17 protein-coding genes are annotated in these 24,361 nt (G+C 45.4%); 7 read left to right on the plus strand and 10 right to left on the minus strand.

Going from position 1 to position 24,361, the window contains the following annotated elements:
* Positions 1-5,312, plus strand: a 5,312-nt coding sequence (locus AB4493_RS01105) for a VCBS domain-containing protein (RefSeq protein ID WP_372154385.1), incomplete at its 5' end; no start/stop codon positions are given.
* Between the two features lie 76 nt (positions 5,313-5,388).
* Here the strand turns inward: AB4493_RS01105 and AB4493_RS01110 are convergent.
* The 9 genes from AB4493_RS01110 to AB4493_RS01150 all read right to left on the minus strand — a co-directional run bounded on the left by AB4493_RS01110 (position 5,389) and on the right by AB4493_RS01150 (position 17,694).
* Positions 5,389-6,702 carry an HlyD family type I secretion periplasmic adaptor subunit gene (locus tag AB4493_RS01110; RefSeq protein WP_017061737.1) on the minus strand — a complete coding sequence of 438 codons (1,314 nt, stop codon included), beginning with the start codon at positions 6,700-6,702 and terminating at the stop codon, positions 5,389-5,391.
* Positions 6,695-8,947, minus strand: a complete 2,253-nt coding sequence (locus AB4493_RS01115) for an ABC transporter transmembrane domain-containing protein (protein WP_372154386.1) — start codon at positions 8,945-8,947, stop codon at positions 6,695-6,697. Before AB4493_RS01115 ends, AB4493_RS01110 begins: the two co-directional genes overlap by 8 nt.
* A complete protein-coding gene (locus tag AB4493_RS01120) occupies positions 8,944-10,590 on the minus strand; it encodes an ABC transporter transmembrane domain-containing protein (protein WP_372154387.1) in 1,647 nt (548 codons plus the stop codon). The genes AB4493_RS01115 and AB4493_RS01120 overlap by 4 nt, the downstream gene beginning before the upstream one ends.
* Positions 10,591-10,781: 191 nt before the next feature.
* Positions 10,782-11,417, minus strand: coding sequence for a CatB-related O-acetyltransferase (locus AB4493_RS01125; RefSeq protein ID WP_017061734.1), 636 nt, complete (start codon positions 11,415-11,417; stop codon positions 10,782-10,784).
* A 419-nt stretch (positions 11,418-11,836) separates the two neighbouring features.
* Positions 11,837-12,949, minus strand: a complete 1,113-nt coding sequence (locus AB4493_RS01130; protein WP_372154388.1) for a tRNA-dihydrouridine synthase — start codon at positions 12,947-12,949, stop codon at positions 11,837-11,839.
* A gap of 287 nt (positions 12,950-13,236) precedes the next feature.
* Complete coding sequence (locus AB4493_RS01135) at positions 13,237-13,926, minus strand: hypothetical protein (RefSeq protein WP_017061732.1); 690 nt, start codon at positions 13,924-13,926, stop codon at positions 13,237-13,239.
* A complete protein-coding gene (locus AB4493_RS01140; protein ID WP_017064441.1) occupies positions 13,926-15,116 on the minus strand; it encodes an OmpP1/FadL family transporter in 1,191 nt (396 codons plus the stop codon). The genes AB4493_RS01135 and AB4493_RS01140 overlap by 1 nt, the downstream gene beginning before the upstream one ends.
* Positions 15,117-15,209: 93 nt before the next feature.
* Complete coding sequence (locus AB4493_RS01145; RefSeq protein ID WP_372154389.1) at positions 15,210-16,022, minus strand: crotonase/enoyl-CoA hydratase family protein; 813 nt, start codon at positions 16,020-16,022, stop codon at positions 15,210-15,212.
* 478 nt (positions 16,023-16,500) lie between these two features.
* Positions 16,501-17,694, minus strand: coding sequence for a multidrug effflux MFS transporter (locus AB4493_RS01150; RefSeq protein ID WP_017061729.1), 1,194 nt, complete (start codon positions 17,692-17,694; stop codon positions 16,501-16,503).
* Positions 17,695-17,964: 270 nt separating this feature from the next.
* Here AB4493_RS01150 and AB4493_RS01155 point away from each other — a divergent pair, with 270 nt between their 5' ends.
* The 4 genes from AB4493_RS01155 (at position 17,965) to AB4493_RS01170 (ending at position 21,011) form a co-directional block, all read left to right on the plus strand.
* The gene (locus AB4493_RS01155; protein WP_372154390.1) at positions 17,965-19,050 is read left to right on the plus strand and encodes a PQQ-dependent sugar dehydrogenase; all 1,086 of its coding nucleotides are present in this window, start codon (positions 17,965-17,967) and stop codon (positions 19,048-19,050) included.
* A gap of 448 nt (positions 19,051-19,498) precedes the next feature.
* Positions 19,499-19,708: a cold-shock protein gene (locus AB4493_RS01160; protein WP_010430417.1), complete on the plus strand. Its 210-nt coding sequence runs from the start codon at positions 19,499-19,501 to the stop codon at positions 19,706-19,708.
* A gap of 117 nt (positions 19,709-19,825) precedes the next feature.
* Positions 19,826-20,365, plus strand: a complete 540-nt coding sequence (locus AB4493_RS01165) for a YaeQ family protein (RefSeq protein WP_017061727.1) — start codon at positions 19,826-19,828, stop codon at positions 20,363-20,365.
* Positions 20,358-21,011 (plus strand): hypothetical protein, encoded by a 654-nt coding sequence (locus AB4493_RS01170; RefSeq protein ID WP_240698139.1) that lies wholly within the window; start codon positions 20,358-20,360, stop codon positions 21,009-21,011. Before AB4493_RS01165 ends, AB4493_RS01170 begins: the two co-directional genes overlap by 8 nt.
* 302 nt (positions 21,012-21,313) lie before the next feature.
* Here AB4493_RS01170 and folE read toward each other — a convergent pair whose 3' ends face one another.
* Entirely contained in the window at positions 21,314-21,967 is a 654-nt protein-coding gene (gene folE, locus AB4493_RS01175) for a GTP cyclohydrolase I FolE (RefSeq protein ID WP_017061725.1), read from the minus strand.
* Positions 21,968-22,182: 215 nt separating this feature from the next.
* Between folE and moeA the strand changes: the two genes are divergently transcribed.
* Entirely contained in the window at positions 22,183-23,418 is a 1,236-nt protein-coding gene (moeA, locus tag AB4493_RS01180) for a molybdopterin molybdotransferase MoeA (protein ID WP_372154391.1), read from the plus strand.
* 12 nt (positions 23,419-23,430) lie between these two features.
* Entirely contained in the window at positions 23,431-24,180 is a 750-nt protein-coding gene (gene moeB, locus AB4493_RS01185; protein WP_372154392.1) for a molybdopterin-synthase adenylyltransferase MoeB, read from the plus strand.
* The last annotated feature ends 181 nt before the right edge of the window (positions 24,181-24,361 follow it).

Consider the following 24,361-nt stretch of genomic DNA (forward strand, 5'->3'; position numbering starts at 1 on the left):
TATCAGGTATAGGTGCTAGGCCCACAACGCGTGGCACTGCAATTGACCAGCTTGGTGAAGGACAAAGCTTAACCGATACGATTACAGTCCATTCAAAAGATGGTACAACACACGATATTGTCATCACCATTCACGGCAGTAACGACAGACCTTACTGTTCATCTGAAGTGGTGCTACAAAGTGGCAGCGAAGATACACGCCAAACCTTAACCACCGCGCAACTATTAGCGAATACAGTCGATGTGGATGCCAATGACGCCGGTAAACTAACCATTGAAAACCTACACGCCGACCATGGTTCGATATTAATTAATGCCGATGGCACCTTCACCTTTAGCCCAGAAAAAGACTATAACGGCGATGTGCATTTTAGCTATGACGTTAAGGATGCACACGGTGGTGTGACCCACACCAGTGCAACCACCAACTTGGCTGCAGTTAACGATAACCCTGATGTGACGCCTTTAACCGACAGTGTCAGTGAGGGGGCCGATAATCATCACACCCTCAATCTGCTATTAGGTGCCACAGATAAAGAGGGCGACGCTTTAACCATCAGCCACCTTGAATATGCCATCGATGGTCAACCTCAGTCGAGCCAACTTCCAACGGGCATTACCTTAGATACTGATGGTCATACATTAATTGTTGATGCCACCAATCCCGCATTTAACCATTTGGCCAATGGTCAGTCGCAACAAATCGCTATCACTTATCAAGTAGAAGATGGCCATGGTGGAAGTACGCAACAAACCGCTACGCTTACGATTGCCGGGACAGATGATAAAGCCACACTGGAATCTAATGTTATTCAATTAACCGAAACGCAAGCGTTAGATAGCCAACATAATGTGTACAGAGGAAATCTCCAGCTTATCGATCCAGATAGTGGCGATAACACACAATTTCTCCATAGTGGTAAATATTTGGGTCAAGGTTTTTCTCCAGGTTATTTTGATGTTTTTCCAGACGGGTCTTATCAATTTAGTTTACAAGGAGCCAACAAACGCTATGCAGATGACCATATTGCTAGTTTGCGAACTGGCGAATCAATGCAGATCCCCTATGAAGTTGAAACCAGTGACGGTCAGAAGCTGACAATCATGGTTAAAGTGATTGGCGAAGATAACCAAGCAAGAATTGAAGTGACGCCATACTCCAGCCTCAATAATCATGTTTACGAAGATCACACCTCCTTCGGCAATACCACCAATCAGCTCAGCAGTGGAGGCACGTTACACGTAATTGACCCCGATCACGATCAAGCCGGTTTTATCGCACAAACCATCACCACCGCCGAAGGTGGTCGGTTCAATATCAACGCACAGGGCCAATGGTCATACGATATTGACAATGATAAAGTCCAACATTTAGGCGCAGGGGAAAGCTTCCAGCAAACCTTTACCGTTGAATCTATCGATGGCAGTGCTAAAAAAGATATCACAGTGACCGTTCATGGCACCAATGATGCGCCAGTTGCGTCAGCTGAAGTACGTTTAGCGAATGGCTTGGAAGATAGCAAAATTGTCCTCACCTCAGCACAGCTTCTGGCTAATACTAGCGATGTTGATGACAACGATATTGGCAAACTATCCATTGAAAACCTACAGGCTGACCATGGTGCTATTGCGTTAAATGCCGATGGCACGTTCACTTTTACCCCAGAAAAAGACTACAACGGAGCGGTGCACTTTAGCTATGATGTCAAAGATGCCCACGGTGGTGTGACACACACTGGCGCATCAACGACGCTCTCGGCTGTTGGCGATAAAGCCCAAATCGCTGGCGTTGATACTGGTTCAATAACCGAAAACAGCGCGGGTGTCGACATGTCACCCGACTATGCTCACTCAGGCATCGCCACACTTGGCAATACAACACTCTATGCTGATGGCAAGCTGACCATCACAGACCCCGATGTAGGCGAGTCAGGATTTGAACGCCAAGGCAGCAATGGTTACGACTATCACGGCACCTATGGCGATCTAATCTTACTCACCGATGGCACCTGGCATTACCATGCCGATGCTGGGCATCTATCAGGTATAGGTGCTAGACCCACAACGCGTGGCACTGCAATTGACCAACTTGGTGAAGGGCAAAGCTTAACCGATACGATTACAGTCCATTCAAAAGATGGTACAACACACGATATTGTCATCACCATTCACGGCAGTAACGACAGACCTTACTGTTCATCTGAAGTGGTGCTTGCAAATGGCAGTGAAGATACACGCCAAACCTTAACCACCGCGCAACTATTAGCGAATACCGTCGATGTGGATGCCAATGACGCCGGTAAACTAACCATTGAAAACCTGCATGCTGACCATGGATCCATTCTAAACAATGCCGATGGTACGTTTACGTTTACCCCAGAAAAAGACTATAACGGCGATGTACACTTCAGCTATGACGTTAAGGATGCACACGGTGGTGTGACCCACACCGGCGCAACCACCAACTTAGCTGCGGTTAACGACAACCCTGATGTGACGCCTTTAACAGACAGTGTCAGTGAGGGGGCCGATAATCATCACACCCTCAATCTGCTAGTAGGCGCCACAGATAAAGAGGGCGACGCTTTAACCATCAGGCACCTTGAATATGCCATCGATGGTCAACCTCAGGCAGGGAAAATCCCCGCAGGCATCACCTTAGATACTGATGGTCATACATTAATTGTTGATGCCACTGATCCCGCATTTAATCATTTGGCAAATGGTCAGTCGCAACAAATCGCTATCACCTATCAAGTAGAAGATGGCCATGGTGGAAGTACGCAACAAACCGCCACGCTTACGATTGCCGGGACAGATGATAAAGCCACACTGGTTTCTAATGTCATTCAGCTCACTGAAACACAAGCGCTGGATAGTGAATTTAAATTCTATAGAGGCCAGCTTCAGCTAATTGACCCTGATAGTGGTGATAACACTCAGTTTGTTTTTAGCGGGAAGTATTTAGGCCAAGGGGTTGAGCCTGGTCACCTTGATGTTTGGCCTAATGGCACTTATCAATTCAGATTAGAAGCTGTTACCAATCGTCATGCGGACGATCTCATTGGTAGCCTACATGCTGGCGAGTCGATGGAGCTCCCCTACGAAATCGAAACCAATGATGGTCAAAAGCTCACCATTATGGTGAAGGTGACCGGTGAAGATAACCAAGCAAAAATTGCAGTGACGCCCTACTCCAGCTTCAATAATCATGTTTACGAAGATCACACTTCCTTTGGCAATACCACTAATCAGCTCAGCAGTGGCGGCACGTTACACGTGATTGACCCGGATCACGACCAAGCCGGTTTTATTGCACAAACCATCACCACCGCCGAAGGTGGTCGGTTCAATATCAACGCAAAGGGCCATTGGTCATACGATATTGACAATGATAAAGTCCAACATTTAGGCGCAGGGGAAAGCTTCCAGCAAACCTTTACCGTTGAATCTATTGATGGCAGTGCTAAAAAAGATATCACAGTGACCGTTCATGGCACCAATGATGCGCCAATTGCCTCGGCTGAAGTGCGTTTAGCGAATGGCTTAGAAGATAGCAAAATTGTCCTCACCCCAGCACTGCTACTTGCTAACACAACTGATATCGATGATAACGATATTGGCAAATTATCCATTGAGAACCTACACGCCGACCATGGTTCGATATTAATTAATGGCGATGGCACCTTTACCTTTACGCCAGAAAAAGACTATAACGGCGATGTCCATTTTAGCTATGACGTCAAAGATGCCCACGGTGGTGTGACCCACACCGGTGCATCAACAACACTCTCGGCAGTTGGCGATGCTGCGATCTTCGCCGGAGATAAAAGCGGTCAAATAACAGAAGATCGCCACGTACAAGGTGATGCCCAACATACGATATTTGTCACTGGCGTGTTGAATGTTATCGATCCTGATGCCGGTGAAGATCATTTTTACGACACTCGTAATGCCCATGCGATCAGTGATCCCTATGGCGGTCATCTGACCATTGGAAAAGCCGGTGATTGGGCTTATTCGGTTCCCAATGCCAATATTCAGCACTTAGCGGCAGGGCAAGTCGAGCAGGTTCAATATGAAGTAACGACCGCTGGTGGTGATAAACAAATTATTACCATCAATGTGCATGGCACTAATGATAAACCAACAGTTTCTGAAGTTATCGCAGGTGCACATAACATTGATGAAGATGCTGCAAATGCGACCTCTGGGCAAATTATTATCAGCGATGTTGATCATAGCGATCAACATTCTGTCAGTATTGATAGCCAACATCAGCCACAGTATGGTTCTGTTACCTATAATAGCAATACACAAACTTGGGTCTACACACTTAATAACAGCAATAGCCATGTTAATGCTTTAAATAATGGTGAACAATTGACCGATAAGTTTTCTCTATTAGTCGATGATGGACACGGGGGCATTACAACTCAAGAAGTTGAAATGCGCATTGATGGACACAGCGATGTTCCACCAATGCCAACCCTAGTTGCCCCTGCAAAAATTACCGGCAGTGCAGGCAATCAGGACCTGCATGCCTCAATCGGAATTCCTCCAATTATTCACCAAGGAACGCCTACGCCAATGACAGGCTGGGGAATATCAGATCACCACGGAAACTCTCTCACTGCATTACACGGTCAATTTGGTACTTTGCATGTCAATCCTGCAACCGGAGAGTTGAGTTACGATTACCAACAAACTTCATCAGGCGTCGTTAAGACACATACAGGAGGCTCTTACGGTAGTGGTACAGACGAAACCGACTCGTTTGTTTTAACCCTAGGAGGCGATCAAAACTCACAAGTCGCGGTGCACCTACATTTGCACTCGCAATCCGTCCATGGAAACAGCGGACATCACATTGACCAAACCACACTAACTGGCATGGATTTATCGCCAATCGCTCCACCACCTCCTCCAGCACCCGGCATGAGCCAAGCGGATGAACCGGATGCCTCTTTCAGCACCCCTGATGAAGTTACTCTTAATTTTGATGAGGTGACGGCAAACCTAGAACATACAGCGATAGGCGAACACGAACAGCGTTCTGGTGCCCATGCTTACCTAGACGCTCTGGGTATTAATGCTGACTCGCCGTCTATAGATTCACCGTCACACAATGTACCAGTAGCGCATGATATCGATATCATTTTCAGTGATGCCGAGAGTGCTTATGGGGCTGAGCAAACTGACGATGGTATGAGTGATGGGCTGTCTCACCATACCGATAACCCATCTATTGATGATTCTTTACACCATCATAATGACGTTGACGGACTGCCTGACATAGACCCAAATAACTAGAACATCACCCCTTCGGTTAGATAAAAAAAGGAGCACGGCATGTGCTCCTTTTTTATGCAAGCCAGAGTGGAGGACTTTACCTCTCTCCAAACGCCACGCTAACATTGGTATAAATCGGTTTCCATAAGTATTGGAACACCGACTTCTCGCCAGTTGTGATGTCTACTTCACCCGTCATACCCGGCAGTATGGAAAAGCTTTCAGGGTTATCACGGAAGTAAGGCGTATCAACCGACACTACAACTTCATAATAGATCTCGCCACGTTCGCTTTGACTTGTGGTCGGTGAAATACTCTCTACCGCCCCTTTTAAAGCCCCAAAGCGGCTGTAATCAAACGCATCAATCTTGACTCGAGTGGGCTGCCCAACACTCACAAAACCAATATCTCTTGGGGACAAACGTGCTTTGAAGTCAGCGTTCCCTCCGACAGGCACAATTTCAACTACCGTGCCACCCGGCTGAATAACACCACCATCCTGCGTGCTTGGTATGCTTTGCACCAAGCCTTGTAGCGGTGACACTAACATAGTGTTCGTCAATTTAGCTTGGCTTGAACGAACTCTAGCATTCAATGCTGATAAGTCAGATACGGCTTTAGAACGATCATCGCTCACTTTAGCTTTCGCTTCCGCCAGAAGCTGTATGATTTTTTGGTCATTACTGTCAGCTTGTCTAATCAATACCGACTTCTTACCACGAGCTTCTTCGATTTTCTGTTCGATACTGGCCAATTTTTGTCGCATTTCAAGCACACGTAAACGTGAAATGTTACCCGCTTTATAACCCTTCTCCAGTATGTTCAACTCTTGCTTAGTCGCATTTAACTCTTTCTCATAACTCGGCAAGGCCTTTTCTACGCTACGAAGCTGCTCTGCAATTTGCTCGCTCTCTTTCTCAAGCACCACACGCTTTTGGAAGTAGAGGGCTTTTTGCGCGTTCAGCTGCGCTTTTTGCTGGCTGACGATCTCTGGGTAATCGACCTCAAACTCAGCAAGGTTAGGCTCACGTTGCTCAAGCAACGCATTCATACGTTCCACACTGGCTAGAAGCGTCACTTGTTGGGACTTTAGCTCTTCAAGGGCGGTACGCTGGAAAGTGGCATCAAACTCAACAAGCGGCTGGCCTTTCTCTACCAACTGGCCTTCTTTAACAAGAATTTGCTTTAACTTACCGCCAATCGCACTTTGTAATACTTGCTTCTCGCCTTCCGGAATCACAGCACCTTTGGCTTTGGCGATTTCATCAACTTGAGTGACTACAGACCAAGTGGCAAAAGCAATAACACATAAGGCAACCGACCATGTGGCCAGCGCCAATGTACGAGCCGTATTTTGTGATTCAACAAGCTCACCGTAGCGCTTGCCCTTCTCGATAGATTGTTTAGTCATTAGCGACTCCTTGCTTAGACTCTGATTGTTCTTGTTGGGCTGCATTTTGTTGAGCAGACGCCTCTTGAGTTGACGGCTGTAGCTCTTGAGATAACGGTTGCTCAGATAACTGCGGTTCTTGAGAAGCTTGAGGCTCTGAAGGCTGTTCCTGCTTCGAAGACTGCTCCGGCTCTAATGGACCGGCATAAACCACTGCACCTTCATTTAATACCACCACTTTATCGGCAAGCTTGATTAAATCCGGATCGTGGGACGTGTAAATCACCGTTGCTTTTCCTTTTTTCAACTGCACAAACTCACCAAATATACGTTTAGCATTTGGGTGAGCATCAGGCACAGGATTATCCATTAAGAACATTGGGTAGTCATAAACCAGCGCTTTTGCATCAATTAGGATCTGCGCGACGCTGCCAGACAACATGTCAAAAAGGCTGTCCGGCTGAATACTGCTGATGGAAGTATCGAGCCCACCTGATAATGTCTCGAACCAACGCTTTCCGCCGACCATTTCAATTGCAGAGATCATTTTCTGATCTTCGACTTTGTGACCGTCGTTTAGCCACTCTCGAATACTCAGCGTAAGCAAATCAGGATATGCGGCTCGAATGAAACACCAGTGGCGATAAAGCTGCGGGTCGTATTGAACGAGGTTAACGCCTTCAAGCTCGACCATGCCATTTTGGATAGGCTGCAAGCCAGACAGCACTTCAATTAATGTTGATTTACCGCTCCCAGAAGGGCCGGTAATCGCGACAACTTCACCGGCTTCAATATCAAAACTCACACCATTCAAAGCGGGGCGACTCTGTTTGGGATAGCGCAGCGTCACTTGGTCTAATTTCAAGTTAGGCGCTACCACGGGTAACGGGTGATGCTGGTAACTGAATTCACGCTCAGACGGCTGAGACAAAATACGGTTCACTTGCAGCTTGGATTGATTAAAGCTATTAAAACGCATCGCGCTGTTTGCCAACACCTGAGCAGGACCCGTCACCTTAGATATCAACATCATTGAAGCAATCAAACCACCGGGCGTCATCACTTGTTCAAAAATAAGTCCTATGCCTAACCCCATCACGGCGAGTGTCGAGCCCACACCAATGAAATAGTAAATCGAGGTGTACCGACTCTGGAGAACCGATTGATTAAAGGTCACTGTTGAAGCAAGAAGATTGGCTTTTTTGAAACGTTGAATCCAGTGCTCTGAGAATCCAGCACTGCGAATAAAGGCAAGCTTGGATGACAGCTCATTAGTCATGTTTTGACGATTCGTACCTGCGACTGTCGATTGCATCGAGCGCTTGCTGCTAGAGCGTATCGAGCGTTTTGCTAGCAAGTAATAAAGGATTAAAGAGACGACTGGAACCAGTACCAACCATCCGCCTAAAACTCCTATCGCTAGTACAAAAATTAGAATGAATGGTAGGTCAAATAACGCATTTCCTAATGGCCCCGATAGCACACCTGAAATACGCTCTGACAACATCACTTGGTTTTGCTGACTAGAAGAAGCTGTTTGCTGATTTTGAGCATAGCTATTACGAAGCAGACGCTGCACGAGGGATTGAGAAATCTCACGACTTACTCGGTTGGAAACTGAAGCAAACACTCGGCTACGTAATGTTCTCAACCAACCCATCATCACAAACAACAACGCCGCGCCAATGGCGATACCTTGCAACTCATGCCCTGCATCACCACCAATCACATGGTCATAAATCGACATCGTGATGAAGGGAACAGCAAGCGCAAATAAGTTAGTGATAAAGCTGACCAATAACAATTTAGGAATGATGGGGCGAAACGCATGTAACCTTTCACCAACCCAATCAGGAGAGGCCTTCTCTAATGGTGGCCCTTCGATAACAATACAAAACTGAGGGACATCGGTGATGTCGTCATTGGCATTAAAGGCAACAAATTGTTTGGATTCTAAATGACCAGAGACCAGCTCATTTTCACCAAGCACCAGTAAGACCAATTTATGTTCACCAACTTCATCTAGGTTGGCAACCAAGCGATAAGGCAGTGCAAGCCTGTCGAACAAGGCAAACATATCGTCGATTGATTCAATGCCATTTTCATCGACCCATTGATGTGCGAACAACTGGATATTAGCATTAACTTCCAACTGCTTAAGAACGGAAAGGCTCTCGGTTTCTAAATGATTCATCACCTCTTGTCGACCGCTGGTATCTGCACGGTTGTTCGTACCTGAAGGGTTACCAATATCTAAACGATTCATACGACGGCCTCCTGATTGCTCTCGCTGTCGACCGTAATAGCTCGACTTTCCACTGTAATGATTCGATTAGCAAATTCGCGAAGCTTCGAATGGTAGCTCACCATCAGTATCGTGCGTCCTGCCGTTACTTCTTCTTCCAACACCTTAGCTAGATTCCCAAGGGCGTCTAAATCAAGTGAAGAATCCGGCCTTTCCAACATGATTATGGGTTTATCACTTGCCAATTGAGCCGCGATATTGAGCATTTTCACGTTACCCATACTCAACAAAGAAGCACTCGTATGGCCAATTTGTGTCTCTAGTCCATCGGGTAATCGAGTAATCTCTTTGGTTAAACCCAAACGCTTTGCATAGTCACTGGCGCTTTGCGTTTTCTCAGGGTCAAACCCGCACAAGTTGTCGAGAATAGTACCCGACACCAACTGCCCTTTAACGCCACAGTAGGCAGCAATATTGGTTACGGATGCGATTGAAACTGCAGCTCCGTTAATGAAGCACTCACCCGCTTTTAGATCATCAATACCTGCAATCGACGACAATAAATGACTGTTGGTGTGGCGATCCTCACTCTCTAACAAAACCAACTCACCTTTATTCAGTGTGACATCTACATGAGAGAGTTCACCATATCTTTCAACGGTCGCTTGCTTGATTTCCAACGTCTCAAAGTCAGATAAGTGGTTCTCAACTTGCTCAGAATCTGAAGATTCCGATAATGATAAGTCACTCAATTTTTCTATTGCCTGATTGGCACTGTGTATTGAATTAAGCTTGATTCTAACCCCAACCAGAGCACTCAAAGGCGCAACCGCTCTGCCCGATAAGATAGAACATGCCGCCAAGCCACCAGTAGTTAACTGACCATCCAACACCCACAAGCTCCCCGTAATTACGAGTAAAACTGACGTGGCTAATGCGGCAAGCTGAATACATTCTTGGGCAAAGGCGTTCTGTTCTTCTTCTCTCGCTTTAGACTGAGAGCGAACGTTATTGAGGGATTTAAACTGATTGAAGATTCGAGACTCAACAGCCTGACGTTTGATTCCTTGAATGGTTTGGCTCAGTAAAATCAAGAACGCTTTTCGCTCCTGCTCATCTTGGGAAGCTTCTTCACTTAAGCTTTTAACGCGAATAGAAGATAACCAAACGATTCCGAGAGTAATCAGCCAAACTGCCAAAGGTATCGCCACTAGCTCACCGCCGATGTAAGCCACCAAGCCCAAGAAGATCAAGGCAAAAGGCAAATCAATAAAGCCTGCAATCACACCACCGGAATACCAATCTTTGACTTTGGATACAGAACCAAGCCCCTCTTCCACGCCGCCAACACCAATGTGGCGGAGATGGCCTGATGAAGCCGTTGTTACTCTTTCAACCAAAGTTTGATAGGTCGCTTTCTCGGTATTGCTGGCCGCGGCTGACAAAAGCCAAGTACGCACAAACCGGATCAATGCTTCCATGGCAACAGCCAACGCTGCACCCGCCAACAACAAAGTGGCAGTACCGTAACTTTGGTTAGGTAAAATACGATCGTAAATTTGCAAAACCGTTAACGGAACGGCGAGAGAGAGAAGATTTATGAGTAAAGAAGGCAGTAAGACTTTCCCCACCACCCCTTTGTTTTTCATTGAACTTGCGGGCATACACAATCCTTATCCATGCTTATGAAATAAGATTGGTACACCATGTTGAGTATTGCAAGGTAACGGACTGATTTAACGTGTTTTTCAATATAAATATGACACAGATCTTTCTACACAAATCTGTGGCTATACCCGTACCTTAAAAACGCTCCTTACAAACGCTCGTTACAAGTGCTCCTTACAAGTGCTCCTTACAAACAATTGTCGTAATCCGTTATCGCCTGCTTTAACTTTGAAAAGTCTGAGTTACATAAATACGGTTTCAGCGCTTCAAATTTATCTGAGGGCCACTCGTATATTTTGAATGACATGAGTTCGTCAATAACGGACTCATCAAAGCGGTATTTGACGACTTTAGCTGGAGAACCACCGACAATGCTGTATGGAGCGACGTCTTTAGTCACCACACTATTCGCTGCAACCACAGCGCCTTCGCCAATCGTCACACCGGGCATCACCATCGCTCTCATGCCTAACCACACACCATCTTCAATGTGAGTGTCACCTTTGCCAATGTAGGCATCGTCGATTACATCCATAAATGGATACAGCGAAAACCAATCAACTCTGTGGGTATGGTTGCCACCCATTAAAATCACAACCTCTGCGCCAATGCAGACATAATCGCCGATATGGAGTTCGTCGATTTCCCATCGAGGCTCCCACTGGCGGCTGACTTCGTCGCCATGTAAATAACGGACGACAGATTGCTCGAACCCATTATCCCAGCAATCGCTGTAATAACTGTGTTGACCTTTTACGTGAATATTGGGGTTGGTTACGACTTCATGCAGCAACTCGAATTTGGACCAATGCTTCTTTTGCATTTTTACCTCTGAATGATCTATTAAGTTTTATTCGTTAACTATCAAAATGTTCGACGATGCAAATCCAAGGTGCACAAACTAACGCCCTATAAACACAGGGTTCACTGGGATGAATAGTGAGTATCACGCTTAAATCATAGCAATATCGCTAAAACTAAAGAGACGTCAGTGGATTCGAGGTTGCTTAAGAAGAGGAAGTAGTTTCAAAGTTTGCTCAGTTTTTATCGATAACTTGGTTGGATAATTTACAGGCGTAGTGTAACTGTTTAGTCGCGCCAATTTGACAGGAAGATGTGATTAATAAGGTTTCAAATTTCGTTTCGTGGAATACGGAATGAACAAAAGCCTGTGCGATTACACAGGCTCAAACTTAGACTCAGCTATAAACTTCGGAGCTCGCTTGGAGCTGGGCTCAGCGACTACATGCGTGCAAGCTGTACTTTTCTGTCTTTATTCACCACGCACAAGTTACCGCGCTTAGTACGACACTTAGAGCATCGTTCGCATTCAACAGGGCTTCTATCCCCTTCCTTCCAACGCTTCACTAAATGGGGTTCAGAAAGCAGCGGTCTTGAAAGCGCGAAGTACTCAATGCCCGTGTTGTTTGCAATCGCTTCGATAGCATCAAAATCCGTTAGACCACCAACCGTGATCACTGGGATATTAACGTCTTGGCTAATCGCGTGACCATACTCATGGAAGTAGCCTTCAGCTTGAATGGTAAAACCATCGTGCGACTCGCCAATCATAGTGTCTGCTTTGCCATGAATATTGCCTGACACGACAATGCCATCCACACCCACTTGTTCAAGCTTTTTACAGACAATACGTGTTTCCTCAAAGGTGACGCCACCTTCAAAAAACTCGGATGCCGTGAGCTTAACCAAGATAGGGAAATCATCACCCACCAGCTTACGTGTCGCGGTATAGATCTCTAACAAAAATCTCATGCGGTTTTCTAAGCTACCGCCGTATTCATCTTCACGTTGGTTGTAATAAGGGCTTAGAAATTGGTTAATCAGGTAAGTGTGAGCGGCATGAATTTCAACGCCATCAAAGCCTGACTTCTGTGCTCTCAAAGACGCTTGAGCAAACGCATCAACAATGTAGTCGATCTCGTCTTTGGTCATCGCTTTGCCTAGAGTTTGAGTTCCTTTTTCTGGAACCTCACTTGGTGCGTAGATTACTCGCTCGCCAAGGTCATGCGTGGTTTTGGTGCCACCATAAGCCAACTGCATCACGATTTTAGAGTCGTTGTCGTGCACCAGTTGAGTCAGCTTTTGATACTCTTCAATGAATGAGTCGTTATACATACCCATCATGCCTGCATTCGGCTTTTCTTCTTCAACAATGTTCGCGTAGCCCGTCACGATCAGGCCGACTTCACCTTGAGCCAACTCTTCATAGATAGCGTACAGTTTATCTGTCATATGCCCATCTTCGGTGGCCATATTTTCCCACGTTGCACTTCTCATGAAGCGATTCTTTAGTGTCATCTTGCCAATGTGGGTTTCTGTAAACAAAGTGCTCAAGTGTCTTCCTCTCAAAATCGTGTTACGCAAGTTACCCATTAAGCATGGGCACTGATTCAGGCGGATACTACAGAGAATAAGGCAGCGAAAACTTAATCTAGATTAAGAGAGCGGCACTCTCATGTGAGAAAGATATAGAAAGCATCAAAAAGAGATAAAAAAGATTGGAGAAATGGTAACAAAAGAAAGTCGCTAAGTTTTAATAAGCGACTTTGTTCAATTTAATCTGGACTAAGTCAATGGTTCTTACGAGAGGTGTCCACCTGCGAATTTCTGCCTGCTAACAGTTATTTGAACTCATAGGTGTAAGACGCGCCAACACTGTTATTTTCACCGAAATCGTCCTCAGCAAAAATAGTGAAGAAGTTGAATGATTGAGCGTCACTCAACTTGTAGCTAGCACCGACGCCTGCCCAATACCCTGAATAATCATCAGACCCCATTGAACCGCCACCGAAGCCCATAATCGACCACTCATCCGTAATCGTTTTTAAACCAAAGGCACCAATGTAGCCACCATGTGTTGAACTCGGCATCAATACATAATCAGAGCCAACGTTATCATCATCGAAAACCGCCACTTCGCCATCATTATAACTGTAGCCAGCCATAGGGAAGATTTGCCAACCGAACGGCTCAATGTCGAAATAACTCAGTGGTATAAACGTACCAATACTGTAGTTGTTCTTATAAGCATCGTTGTCGTATTCAGAGCGGCTAAAGTTGAAATTGACGATCCCCATAGGCAACAACCATGAACCGCCTACTCGCCACTCTTCACCGTCAGCATTAACACGAGCGTTGATCATTCGCGCTTCATCAAGCCCAATAGACCCAGAGAACTGCAGATCTTCGTTATAAGCAACGCCAGCTTTGGTTACGATTTTAGTCGGATCATCAGGGTGCTTCTCTTCAGCAAAAGCACCCGTTGAAAATAAAGACACTAAAGTAATGATTAGTAGATTACGTAATGTCATTAGAAGGTCGCGCTAACACCAACAAAGTGGATACGGCCATCGAACGAACCATTCAACAGATTAACTTGACCAAATCGACCATATCGATCCATCTCAACTGAACCCAAATCAGCGTATTCATAGAACACATCAATTAAGATGTCGTCCCAGTAGGTAGATGCGCCAACTGAGTAGCGGTACTGTTCACCCACAGGAAGGTCAACCCATTGCATTGACGGATCGTCTTGCGGAGAAGTTTCGTAAGAGAAGCCAGCTTTCAAACGCCAGTCTGAATTCAATTGATAATCCGCACCTACCGCAAATTTCCAAACGTCATCCCAGTCACGCTCAATCGGAACACCATTAATTGGACTTCCTGCTATTCCAAAATCAAGAACGGTTGTATCCCATTCACTCCAACGGTGGAACTGAATACTAGCAAGCAGGTCAAGTTGAGAGTTCAAAGCATAGCTCGCACTGACATCGATGATTTCAGGTAAAGCAATATCAGTTGATAATGAATTCAATACGCCTTGGTTAATAACGCCATTTACATCATTGTTAAACTCATGCTCTAGCTTAGAACGGTAACTTGCGCCCAGCTTAAGTTTATCTGTCGGTGTGTACATTACGCCAAGGTTATAGCCGTATGCCCAGTCAGTATCTTGCTTCGCAGTAAGCATTGACGTTGTTTGTTGGAATGCAGCCCAACTGAATTGCACACCCGCGCCTACTGACCATTGGTCATTCAGCTTATAACTCAGTGATGGGTTCACTTGCATTGCAGTAAGAGTGATATCTTCTAGAAGTGCAGCACCCGCCCAATCACTGCCGTAATCAAGGCTAGAGCCGCCAACAGCGCCAAGCGCGATACCAAGGTGTAATTTGTCTGTGACTTGATGAGCGTGGAAGGCACCAAATGACGGCATTACGGAATGAGCTTTACCATCTGGATTACCACCGTTATCTTGATACTTCATTTCAAGATCGAATGCCATGGTGTTGATGGTCGTTTTGCTTTCGCCCATGTGAGACATAGTGGCAGGGTTTGTCCACATCGCCGCTGCAGATCGAGTGTAAACACCGTCGCCAGCACCAGTAGTACCAGCGTTGGCAACGACAGCTTCTTGCAAAAACAGGCCACTTGCGAATGCATTTAAGCTCGTAAAAATTGCAGTGGCAGCTAGAGAGTAAGTAAAAGTTTTGTTCATCAGAGCGCTCATTTAGCCTTAGACATTAAATTGCTCTAAGGTTACCGCAAAGCCCCATAAACAAAGGGAATATCGATTATTCCTGTACAAACATTATTTGAACTTTCTTGCTAAGTAAGAGCGTGGCTTGTCAGGATGAATTTCACGCTGTGCTGCTATCGCTCGGTTCTTACCTAACCCTACTTTGATCTGATACCAAGTTTCGTAGAACACAGCCATTCCGGGACTTGACCACCAAATCTTGTTGTAGAGTTTCTTATTAGCAGCGACGACATCTGGCGACCGATTCGCACACTCAAGTGCCAACGCATAGGCTTCAGCGTAAGGATCTTCGGCAATCTTGGTCACCAACCCATATTCTTTAGCGGTTTCACAGTCGACCACTTTGGCCGTCATCGCCATTTCAAGGGTGTGATCTTTACGCATCAGCTCTCTAAAAGCGATAGCGCCTCCCATGTCTGGAATCAGACCCCACTTTGCTTCCAATATAGAGAAGTTCGCATCCGGGCTAGCAATTCTAAAATCACCCCCACTGACCAATTGCAGGCCGCCTCCCCAACAACGACCATGAATCGCAAAAATGACAGGGCATGGAATATCTCGCCAACCCAATGAAAAGCGTTGTGCAGCGTTAGGCAATGTCGGTAGCCATTTAAACAAGAGCTTCATCGCCCCAGATTTACTGGTTAATAGGGACTTAACATCAAGCCCTGAACAAAAATCAGAACCCTCACCTTTTACTATTACGGCACGAATCTCGGTGTTCTTTTTCAGCTGAGTCACCATGTTATTCACGCCTTGAAACATTGCCATATCAATAGCATTGAGCTTATCGGGTCGATTCAACACAACCGTCGCAATTTGGTTTTTATCGATAGAACAAGTAATACGATCGAGGTTTGGCATGGTGGCTACCTTATCAGTGGTCAGACCTTTAGGTTATACATTTTATTAACATATGCCAAACTTGCACATTAAGAAGCGAGACCTGTGTTGCTTAACGTCTTTCCCTTTACACAAACGACATCAACAAAAAAGCAGTGATGGATCGCTCCATTCACTGCTTTTCATCCGTAGCTTTTATCGCCAATGGCTTTGATTGCCAGTAGCTTTGATTAGCAATGGGTTTCGGTCATGAGCAAAACCTATGTTCTTCGAGATTTCAGTAGCAAGAAGATAAAGTAGCTGCCAGCAATAATGGAAACTAACGTCCCTGCCGCAAGCTGCGCTCGGAACACTACCACTTGCCCTAAGCAGTCAGAAAATAGCATATATTCTGGTAACTTAAACCAAAGCGCTGAACATTAAAAAGGCCATTGAAATTCATCATTTCAATGGCCTTCTCGTTCCTACTAGCCAGGCAGCTAGCTAATTACCTAAGCAACTAACTGAGCTGAGACTCTCTCGCTTCTTGGCTACTGAAACCACGCAAAATGTTAAACAGGGTAATCAATGTGAACAGCATGATAACGAGCGATAAATGCCACGCTTCCCCTAACCCTAACTGAACCAGGCCCATACTCACCATTGAAGACACCACCATCTGCCCGCCACCAGACATCGCAGCCGCCGCGCCAGCGTTCTTCTTATAAGGCAACATCACTAACGCCTGAGCACAAGGTAACGCAATACCATTACCAAGGATCATCAAGAACTGGCCAAGCATGAGATACAAAGGTTCGAGTGGACAGAAGAACAGCCACAAGGCCGCAGCAACGTGCAATACAGGTGTGCATAACAGAGTTTTCTTGTTACCCAGCATAGGGCGAATACGGTTACATAAGCCTGTTCCGCCAAGCATGCCTAATGCTGGAATCACCGCCCACATCGCGTATTCATCTGACGTCATACCAATCTGGTTTTGCATGATAAATGGCATCACCGACACAGTGGTGATCATCAAGCTAAAGTTAAGCCAACCGATACTCGCAAAGCTCATAAAATAACGAGAAGTGAGTAGCTCTTTATATTGAGAAACCATTTTATTCGGTGAAGGGATCGCCGAAACCTGAGTGACAGTTTCTTTAAACTTGAACGCCAATACACCCCAAGCCAATGAGACATAGCCAAGTAGCGAGATAAACACCATGCTCCAGCCAAAATGGAAGTTAATGAATCCACCGATAACGGGCGCGATCAAAGGTGTTATAGACGCAACCATAGCAATGTAAGACATCGCCAAAGGCAAGTCTGCCCCACTGAATCTGTCTCGCGTAGAAGCACGAGCAAGTACCGCGCAACAACCGGTTCCTAAGCCTTGCAGGAATCGCCCCATCACCATGCTAGTAAACGAATGGCTGAAGAAGATGATCATCAATAACCCAAGCATGGCAATCAACAAACCGCTTAGCAGTACCTTCTTGCGTCCCAAAGCATCGGAAATAGGGCCATAAATAAACTGGGAAGGGCCAAAGCCTAATAAATACACACTCACCAAAAGCTGGGCTTGCTCTAGCGAGACATCAAAGTCTTTGGCGATCCAAGGTAAAGAAGGAAACACCAAGCCCATACTGAGCTGGCCGATACTGATGACCAAACACGCAAGTAAGATCGATTTAAAATCAAATCCACGACTCATCGTTTAATACGTCCATTTGAATAAAAATCGTGCGTATCTAACTCACAACATAAAAACTGAGAAAATAGCGAAAATGCTGCTGGTGAGTTGTTCATAATGCTCCGACGGGATCAAATAGAGAAAGGCACAGTAAACATACGTGAGCTTGTATAATCATACAATAGGCGTTCAACTAAATATGTGAATAGTCACTTTTCAGCAACCTCGGCTTTCCGCCAATCGGTCACAAGCGCTAGACTAACACTAGATGCTCATAATCAAGGGATTTCAATGAACACTCATCACCGTATTTTTTCATGTGCTTTGGCGCTGCTTGCCTCTGGTCCTATAACGTCAGCCTTTGCATGGCAGGCAGAGAAGATCACCGACGGACTCGTGATCCCTTGGGGGCTGGCTTATGTCAACGATAAGTCCATGTTAGTCACAGAAAAATCAGGCGTCATTAAACATGTCGATTTAAAAACAGGCGATCAAAACACACTGTTCAGGCTGCCCAATGTATGGGCGAAAGGCCAAGGTGGATTATTGGATATCGCACTCTCCCCTTTTGAAAACGGAAAGCTCTACGTCACTTACAGTAAAGACGTCGATAGAGAAGGCGTAACGACACTGGCTTCTGCTAATTACAGCAATAATGAAGTCACCAATTGGACAGATGTGTTTGTATCTAAATCTAGAACGGACACCGGACGTCACTTTGGTAGCCGTATCACCTTTGATGATAGCCACCTGTATTTTTCAATCGGCGACCGTGGTGATCGAGACAACGGCCAAGACACCATGACTCACGCCGGATCAATATTACGACTGAATGCCGATGGAAGCACACCAAGCGATAACCCATTCACGGATAACAACAAAGTGCTCAATGAAATTTGGAGCTTTGGCCATCGTAATCCACAAGGTCTGTATTACGATTTCCCGACTCAAAAGCTTTGGTCGATTGAACACGGCCCTCGCGGTGGTGATGAAATTAACCTAATAAAAGCGGGTGCCAACTATGGGTGGCCTGTCACCTCACACGGAAAAGAGTATTGGGGCCCTATCAGCGTTGGCGAATCGGAAACCAAAGATGGTATTGAAGCGCCAAAAAAAGTCTATGTTCCTTCAATCGCTCCGGGCAGTTTGCTTGTTTACCAAGGAGACAAATACCCAGAGCTGAAAGGCAAACTGCTGGCTGGCGCACTAAAACTTACTCACATCAATATTGTGACAGTCAATGAACAAGGTGAGGCAATCGAGGAAGAACGCATTTTAGAGGACTTGGGCGAAAGGATAAGAGACATCGAAACTTCACCAAACGGAGACATCTTCTTCAGCACTGATAATGGCAACCTGTACCGCTTGAAAAAGTAGCCGAGACCTCGTTCAAGTAAAGGCACTTACCTTACAACGACATTTATAAATATAAGCCGTTAAAAGTGGGCTCAACGCCCAGTTAGCGGCTTTAAATTTGCAAAAATGAATGCGCTAAAACAGTGCATTTACTCCAAATTCGTCATCAATTTCGACCACCTTTTTCACAAAAACTACAACAAATCACCATACAACTGTAACTCCATGATATTTAAGGAATGCAAAGTTTGACTACCCCCAAGTTTCTGCAACCTTTCCCTATGTATTCGATTGACTATCCCCTGATTTGATTTAGACTCGTTCCCGGCTAGAAAGAAAGTTCTTTGTATATAAACATTTCGTTGGATTACTAGTAACCCCGTTGTGTTGTACGCAATAGCAATAAACTTTTCCGCGCTATCAGTGCCACAATTGGCTCAAAATAAAAATTTAATTTTAGGATATCATCATGTCTAACACAGTTACTGGTACAGTAAAATGGTTCAACGAAACTAAAGGCTTCGGCTTCATTCAACAAGAAAACGGCCCAGACGTATTCGCACACTTCTCTGCTATCACTGGCGACGGTTTCAAAACTCTTGCTGAAGGCCAAAAAGTTGAGTTCGTAGTATCTCAAGGTCAAAAAGGCCCACAAGCTGACAGCATCAAAGTACTTTAATTTAGTATTTTAAAGCTTTCTAAAAATAGCCAGCCTCTGCTGGCTATTTTTTTACCCGCTATTCAGAGATTTAAGGTAATATTCCCCTTCACTATTTCTACCTAAGACACCCTCTCAATGGCTCTTAAACCGACAATCTACAAGTTTCGTATCTCTTTAACCGATATGAATCGCGACTATTACGACTCTTTCAATCTAACGGTTGCACAACACCCTTCTGAAACAGAACAGCGAATGATGGCTCGAATCATGGCTTTCTGTATCAATGCGTCTCCTGAACTTGAGTTCACTAAAGGGTTGTCTAGCATTGAAGAACCCGATTTATGGCAGAAGTCGTTAGACGATCAAATCCTAGAATGGGTTGATGTAGGCGAACCTGATCCAGAGCGTGTTAAGAAGGCAACTCGCCTATCTAAATCAGTACGCGTATTCAGCTTCAACACTAAATCAAACGTTTGGTGGGAGCAGAACAAAGGTAAATTCGGCTACCTAAAAGCTCAGATCGTTCGTCTAGACAACGATGGTATTGAGCAGCTAGCAGCGATGACACAACGTACGATGGATCTTTCAGTCATGCTGACGGGTAACTCTGCTTTCATTAACAGCGATACTCAATCGGCAGAAGTAACGTGGGAAGAGCTACAGAGTAATGACTGAGCGTCCAACCCCGAATAGTTCGCAAACAGAAGCTAGCCTGCAAGAAGAAGCCAAGCAGCAAGCCGACGCGCAGCAAGAAATCAAAGCCAAACAACAAGCTAGAACCAAGCTTCACCAGTGTTTAAAAGAAGCAGGTTTAGGTTCAGTCAAAGCGCTCTCGACAGGCTACGAGAAAGAGCTGTCGTCATTTATTGATGAAAACCACGCTTTGTTTAAACACGCTTGCGAGAACAAGCCGGAGAACTCTGCACGTCAGACGTTGCTTGGCTTGCTAACCAAGGAACATATCGATGCAAGCTATCGCTTTGAAAGCTATAAAGAAGCGAATGAGACGATGCAAAATGTATTCGATAATACTGTGGGCACTGAGCACAGTGACAAGTTTCAAAACTCTAACGCTCAACAGTTAAAACTAGTCACGCATTTGTGGTTGTTCATTCAAGGACGACTAGGAATGGATTACAGCCTAGCCAATGATCACGCAGCTGTAGCCGCTACGCTATTGTCTCGTATATCGAGAAGCAGTGATGATGAGATTCGCGTAGAGTTCATGGCCAGTTTTTACGATGGTTTGAACATCTATCAAGCCGAGAACAAGCCATCAGGTATTGTTCACCACTTAAAGCGTTTGTTTAACCTTTCTTAAGCACTCCCACCAGCGACTGATTCTAGTTACGCTCTATATGCTTTCAACAAACGTTAAGATATAGAGCGTGCTTTTTCTGCTTGGCCGCAACAGATTCCCTATTACGTTCATTCCTCACTTTAGGGAATGGCGAAAGTGAATAAGTCGCTCATTCTTCACTTTAGGGAATAACAGCATTCTCAGCCATTACAGTTGACTTCATTGCAGGCGTAAAAAAGCCCCGCATAAAGCGAGGCTTAGAATATTTTCAACGAACTTCAATTTACAAAGGCTAAATCACGTGCATCCAATAACGAAACGTATTAACGCAGGCCGTGTAAGAATTCGTGGCGCGTTGCTGGGTTTGATCTGAAGATACCGCCCAGAGCTGTTGTTGTCGTTTCGCTAGTCGCGTCCATTACACCGCGTGATTTCACGCAGTAGTGAACCGCATCCATGGTTACAGCAACGTCATCAGTTTCGAGTAGCGTTTGCAGTGCAACAAGGATCTGCTGCGTCATACGCTCTTGAACTTGTGGGCGCTGAGCAAAGAATCGAACAATACGGTTAATCTTTGAAAGGCCGATGATTTTCCCACGAGGGATATAAGCGACCGCAGTCTTACCATCAATCGTCACTAAGTGGTGCTCACAAGTACTGGTCACGGTAATGTCTTTTACTCGTACCATCTCACGAACGCCCATCTTGTTTTCGATTACCGTAATTTTAGGGAAATTGGCGTAATCCAAACCAGAGAAAATTTCATCCACGTACATTTTAGCAATACGTTGCGGTGTTTCTTCCAGACTATCGTCCGTAAGATCAAGTTCAAGGAGAGTGAGAATCTCACGCATATGGTGTTCGATTCGTTCCTTTTTCTCTTCTCGGCTAACCTGGTTTGGACTCATTGGTGTCTCTAAACCACGGCTTGCTAGCGCATCTTTAACCAACTTCGCTGATTCGCTAAGACCTGACATTGAACTTCCTCTTTTATTACCCCTTCTGGATGGCAAACAAGGATACTCGGAATTTTGAATAAATACACCCATATTTTAAGGGAGGTCATTATTTACGGGGCTTAAACTGTGCTAGAGTGGCTAGAATTTCGTTGGCGAACCAGGTGTTCTGATCATTATTTAACCACCATTGCCAATCACAAAATCAAAACAATAACGATCAAAGGATTTCAATTATGGGCTGTTGCGACGCTCCGGGCTTGATGCCAATTGAAGAAGCACTAGATAAGCTGCTATCGCCAATTCAACCTATTCGAACGACCTTATCACTGCCATTGGCAGAAGCATTGGGTTACGTACTTGCTGAAGATATTCTATCCCCTATTTTCGTACCTCCTTTTGATAACTCAGCAATGGACGGCTATGCACTGCGCTTAGCAGACCTAGAGAACGGTAAAGTGCTGCCTTTAGCGGGCAAGTCCTTTGCAGGTCAACCATTTGAAGGTGAATGGCCAGCAAACACCTGTATTCGCATTATGACTGGCGCAAAGCTCCCGGAAGGTTGTGACGTCGTAATCATGCAAGAAAACACTGCTGAAACTGACGCTGGCATTGAGATTCAGCAAGACGACATCAAGCTGAACAATAACATTCGCCCTACCGGTGACGACATCAAGCAAGGCGATATCGTTCTTAGCCGTGGCGAACGTTTAACACCTCGTGACATTCCAATGATTGCTTCGCTCGGTGTGAGTCATGTAACTGTGGCACACAAACCTAAAGTCGCTTTCTTCTCTACTGGCGATGAGCTCAAGCCATTAGGTCAGCCTCTTGAAGATGGTCAGATCTACGACAGCAACCGCTACGGTATCAAACCACTGATTGAAGCGTTTGGTTGCGAAGCAATTGACCTAGGTATTATTCCTGATTGCCCTGCAACGCTTAAAGAAACCTTTGTAAAAGCGCAAGAACTGGCAGACGTAGTTGTCACTTCTGGTGGCGTAAGTGTCGGCGAAGCTGATTACACCAAAGACATTCTTGAAGAGCTTGGCGAAATCGGCTTTTGGAAACTAGCAATCAAGCCAGGTAAACCATTCGCATTTGGTGAGCTAGACAACGCTTGGTTCTGTGGCCTACCGGGTAACCCAGTATCAGCAATGATGACTATGTATGTGTTAGTTCAGCCTATGCTGGCTAAATTAGCTGGTCACACAGCATGGACAGCACCAGAGTCGATTCCTGCTATCACTAAATCTGCATTCAAAAAAGGCCCAGGCCGTACTGATTACCAACGTGGCATCTACTCGATTGAAAACGGTAAGTTTGTAGTAGAAACAACAGGTAATCAAAGCTCCGGCGCTTTCCGCTCAATGAGCTTAGCAAACTGCTTTGTGGTACTAGAGCGCGAACGTGGCCGTGTTGAAGTCGGTGAAACGGTTCAGATTCAACTGTTTAACTCCACGCTTTACTAACGAGGCTTGCTGATGGAAATACTGTCTGACGCAGAGATGCTTCGTTACAATCGCCAGATCATTCTCAAACAGTTTGATTTTGAAGGCCAAGAAGCGCTGAAACAGAGTTCAATCTTAGTGTTAGGTGCAGGTGGTTTAGGCTGTGCCTCTGCTCAATACCTCGCGACTGCGGGAATTGGTAAGCTAACACTGATCGACGATGATATTGTCGAGCTTTCAAACTTGCAGCGACAAGTGCTTCACACCGATGCTGACATTGGTAAGAAGAAGGTCGATTCTGCCGCTGAGTCTTTGCAGGTATTGAACCCTCATCTGACGATTGCAACTGTCGATCACAGGCTTGATGACGAGGCACTAGCAAAGCTCATTGAAGCGCATTCGTTAGTACTTGATGCCAGCGACAACGTTGAAACGCGCAATCAGTTGAACCGCTTATGTTACGCATCAAAAACGCCTCTAGTATCGGGCGCTGCGATTCGCATGGAAGGTCAGATTAGCGTATTCACTTATCAAGATGAAAATGCACCTTGCTACCAGTGCTTGAGCGCTCTATTCGGCAACGCTGCTCTAAGCTGTGTTGAAGCCGGTGTGATGGCACCTGTTGTTGGCATGGTTGGCGCGGCTCAGGCTTTGGAAGCTATCAAGGTTATTGCCGGGTTTGGACAACCAAAGCAAGGCAAGCTTTTGATTCTCGATGCCATGTCTCACAGCTGGCGTGAAATGAATTTAATGAAGATGCCTAATTGTTCGGTGTGTGGATAAGCTAAATCATATCCCCTCTTATCGAAAACTTAAGCCTTGACTATATGTTGGGGCTTTTTTATATCTCAACGTCAGCATCTCAACTCGCTTTATCAATTTGAAATACTCTATGAGAGATTAGTTTCATTTGAGTTCTCATTTTGAGAATACAATAAAAAAATCAGCACCACAAAATATAATC

Origin of the sequence: Vibrio sp. 10N.222.55.A1, from assembly GCF_041473835.1 — a bacterium.
GTDB lineage: Bacteria > Pseudomonadota > Gammaproteobacteria > Enterobacterales > Vibrionaceae > Vibrio > Vibrio crassostreae_C.

Coding starts and splice junctions, on each gene's coding strand:
- AB4493_RS01110 (WP_017061737.1), bottom strand. CDS start 6,702: ATGACTAAACAATCTATCGAGAAGGGCAAGCGCTACGGTGAGCTTGTT.
- AB4493_RS01115 (WP_372154386.1), bottom strand. CDS start 8,947: ATGAATCGTTTAGATATTGGTAACCCTTCAGGTACGAACAACCGTGCA.
- AB4493_RS01120 (WP_372154387.1), bottom strand. CDS start 10,590: ATGCCCGCAAGTTCAATGAAAAACAAAGGGGTGGTGGGGAAAGTCTTA.
- AB4493_RS01125 (WP_017061734.1), bottom strand. CDS start 11,417: ATGCAAAAGAAGCATTGGTCCAAATTCGAGTTGCTGCATGAAGTCGTA.
- AB4493_RS01135 (WP_017061732.1), bottom strand. CDS start 13,926: ATGACATTACGTAATCTACTAATCATTACTTTAGTGTCTTTATTTTCA.
- AB4493_RS01140 (WP_017064441.1), bottom strand. CDS start 15,116: ATGAACAAAACTTTTACTTACTCTCTAGCTGCCACTGCAATTTTTACG.
- AB4493_RS01145 (WP_372154389.1), bottom strand. CDS start 16,022: ATGCCAAACCTCGATCGTATTACTTGTTCTATCGATAAAAACCAAATT.
- AB4493_RS01150 (WP_017061729.1), bottom strand. CDS start 17,694: ATGAGTCGTGGATTTGATTTTAAATCGATCTTACTTGCGTGTTTGGTC.
- AB4493_RS01155 (WP_372154390.1), top strand. CDS start 17,965: ATGAACACTCATCACCGTATTTTTTCATGTGCTTTGGCGCTGCTTGCC.
- AB4493_RS01160 (WP_010430417.1), top strand. CDS start 19,499: ATGTCTAACACAGTTACTGGTACAGTAAAATGGTTCAACGAAACTAAA.
- AB4493_RS01165 (WP_017061727.1), top strand. CDS start 19,826: ATGGCTCTTAAACCGACAATCTACAAGTTTCGTATCTCTTTAACCGAT.
- AB4493_RS01170 (WP_240698139.1), top strand. CDS start 20,358: ATGACTGAGCGTCCAACCCCGAATAGTTCGCAAACAGAAGCTAGCCTG.
- folE (WP_017061725.1), bottom strand. CDS start 21,967: ATGTCAGGTCTTAGCGAATCAGCGAAGTTGGTTAAAGATGCGCTAGCA.
- moeA (WP_372154391.1), top strand. CDS start 22,183: ATGGGCTGTTGCGACGCTCCGGGCTTGATGCCAATTGAAGAAGCACTA.
- moeB (WP_372154392.1), top strand. CDS start 23,431: ATGGAAATACTGTCTGACGCAGAGATGCTTCGTTACAATCGCCAGATC.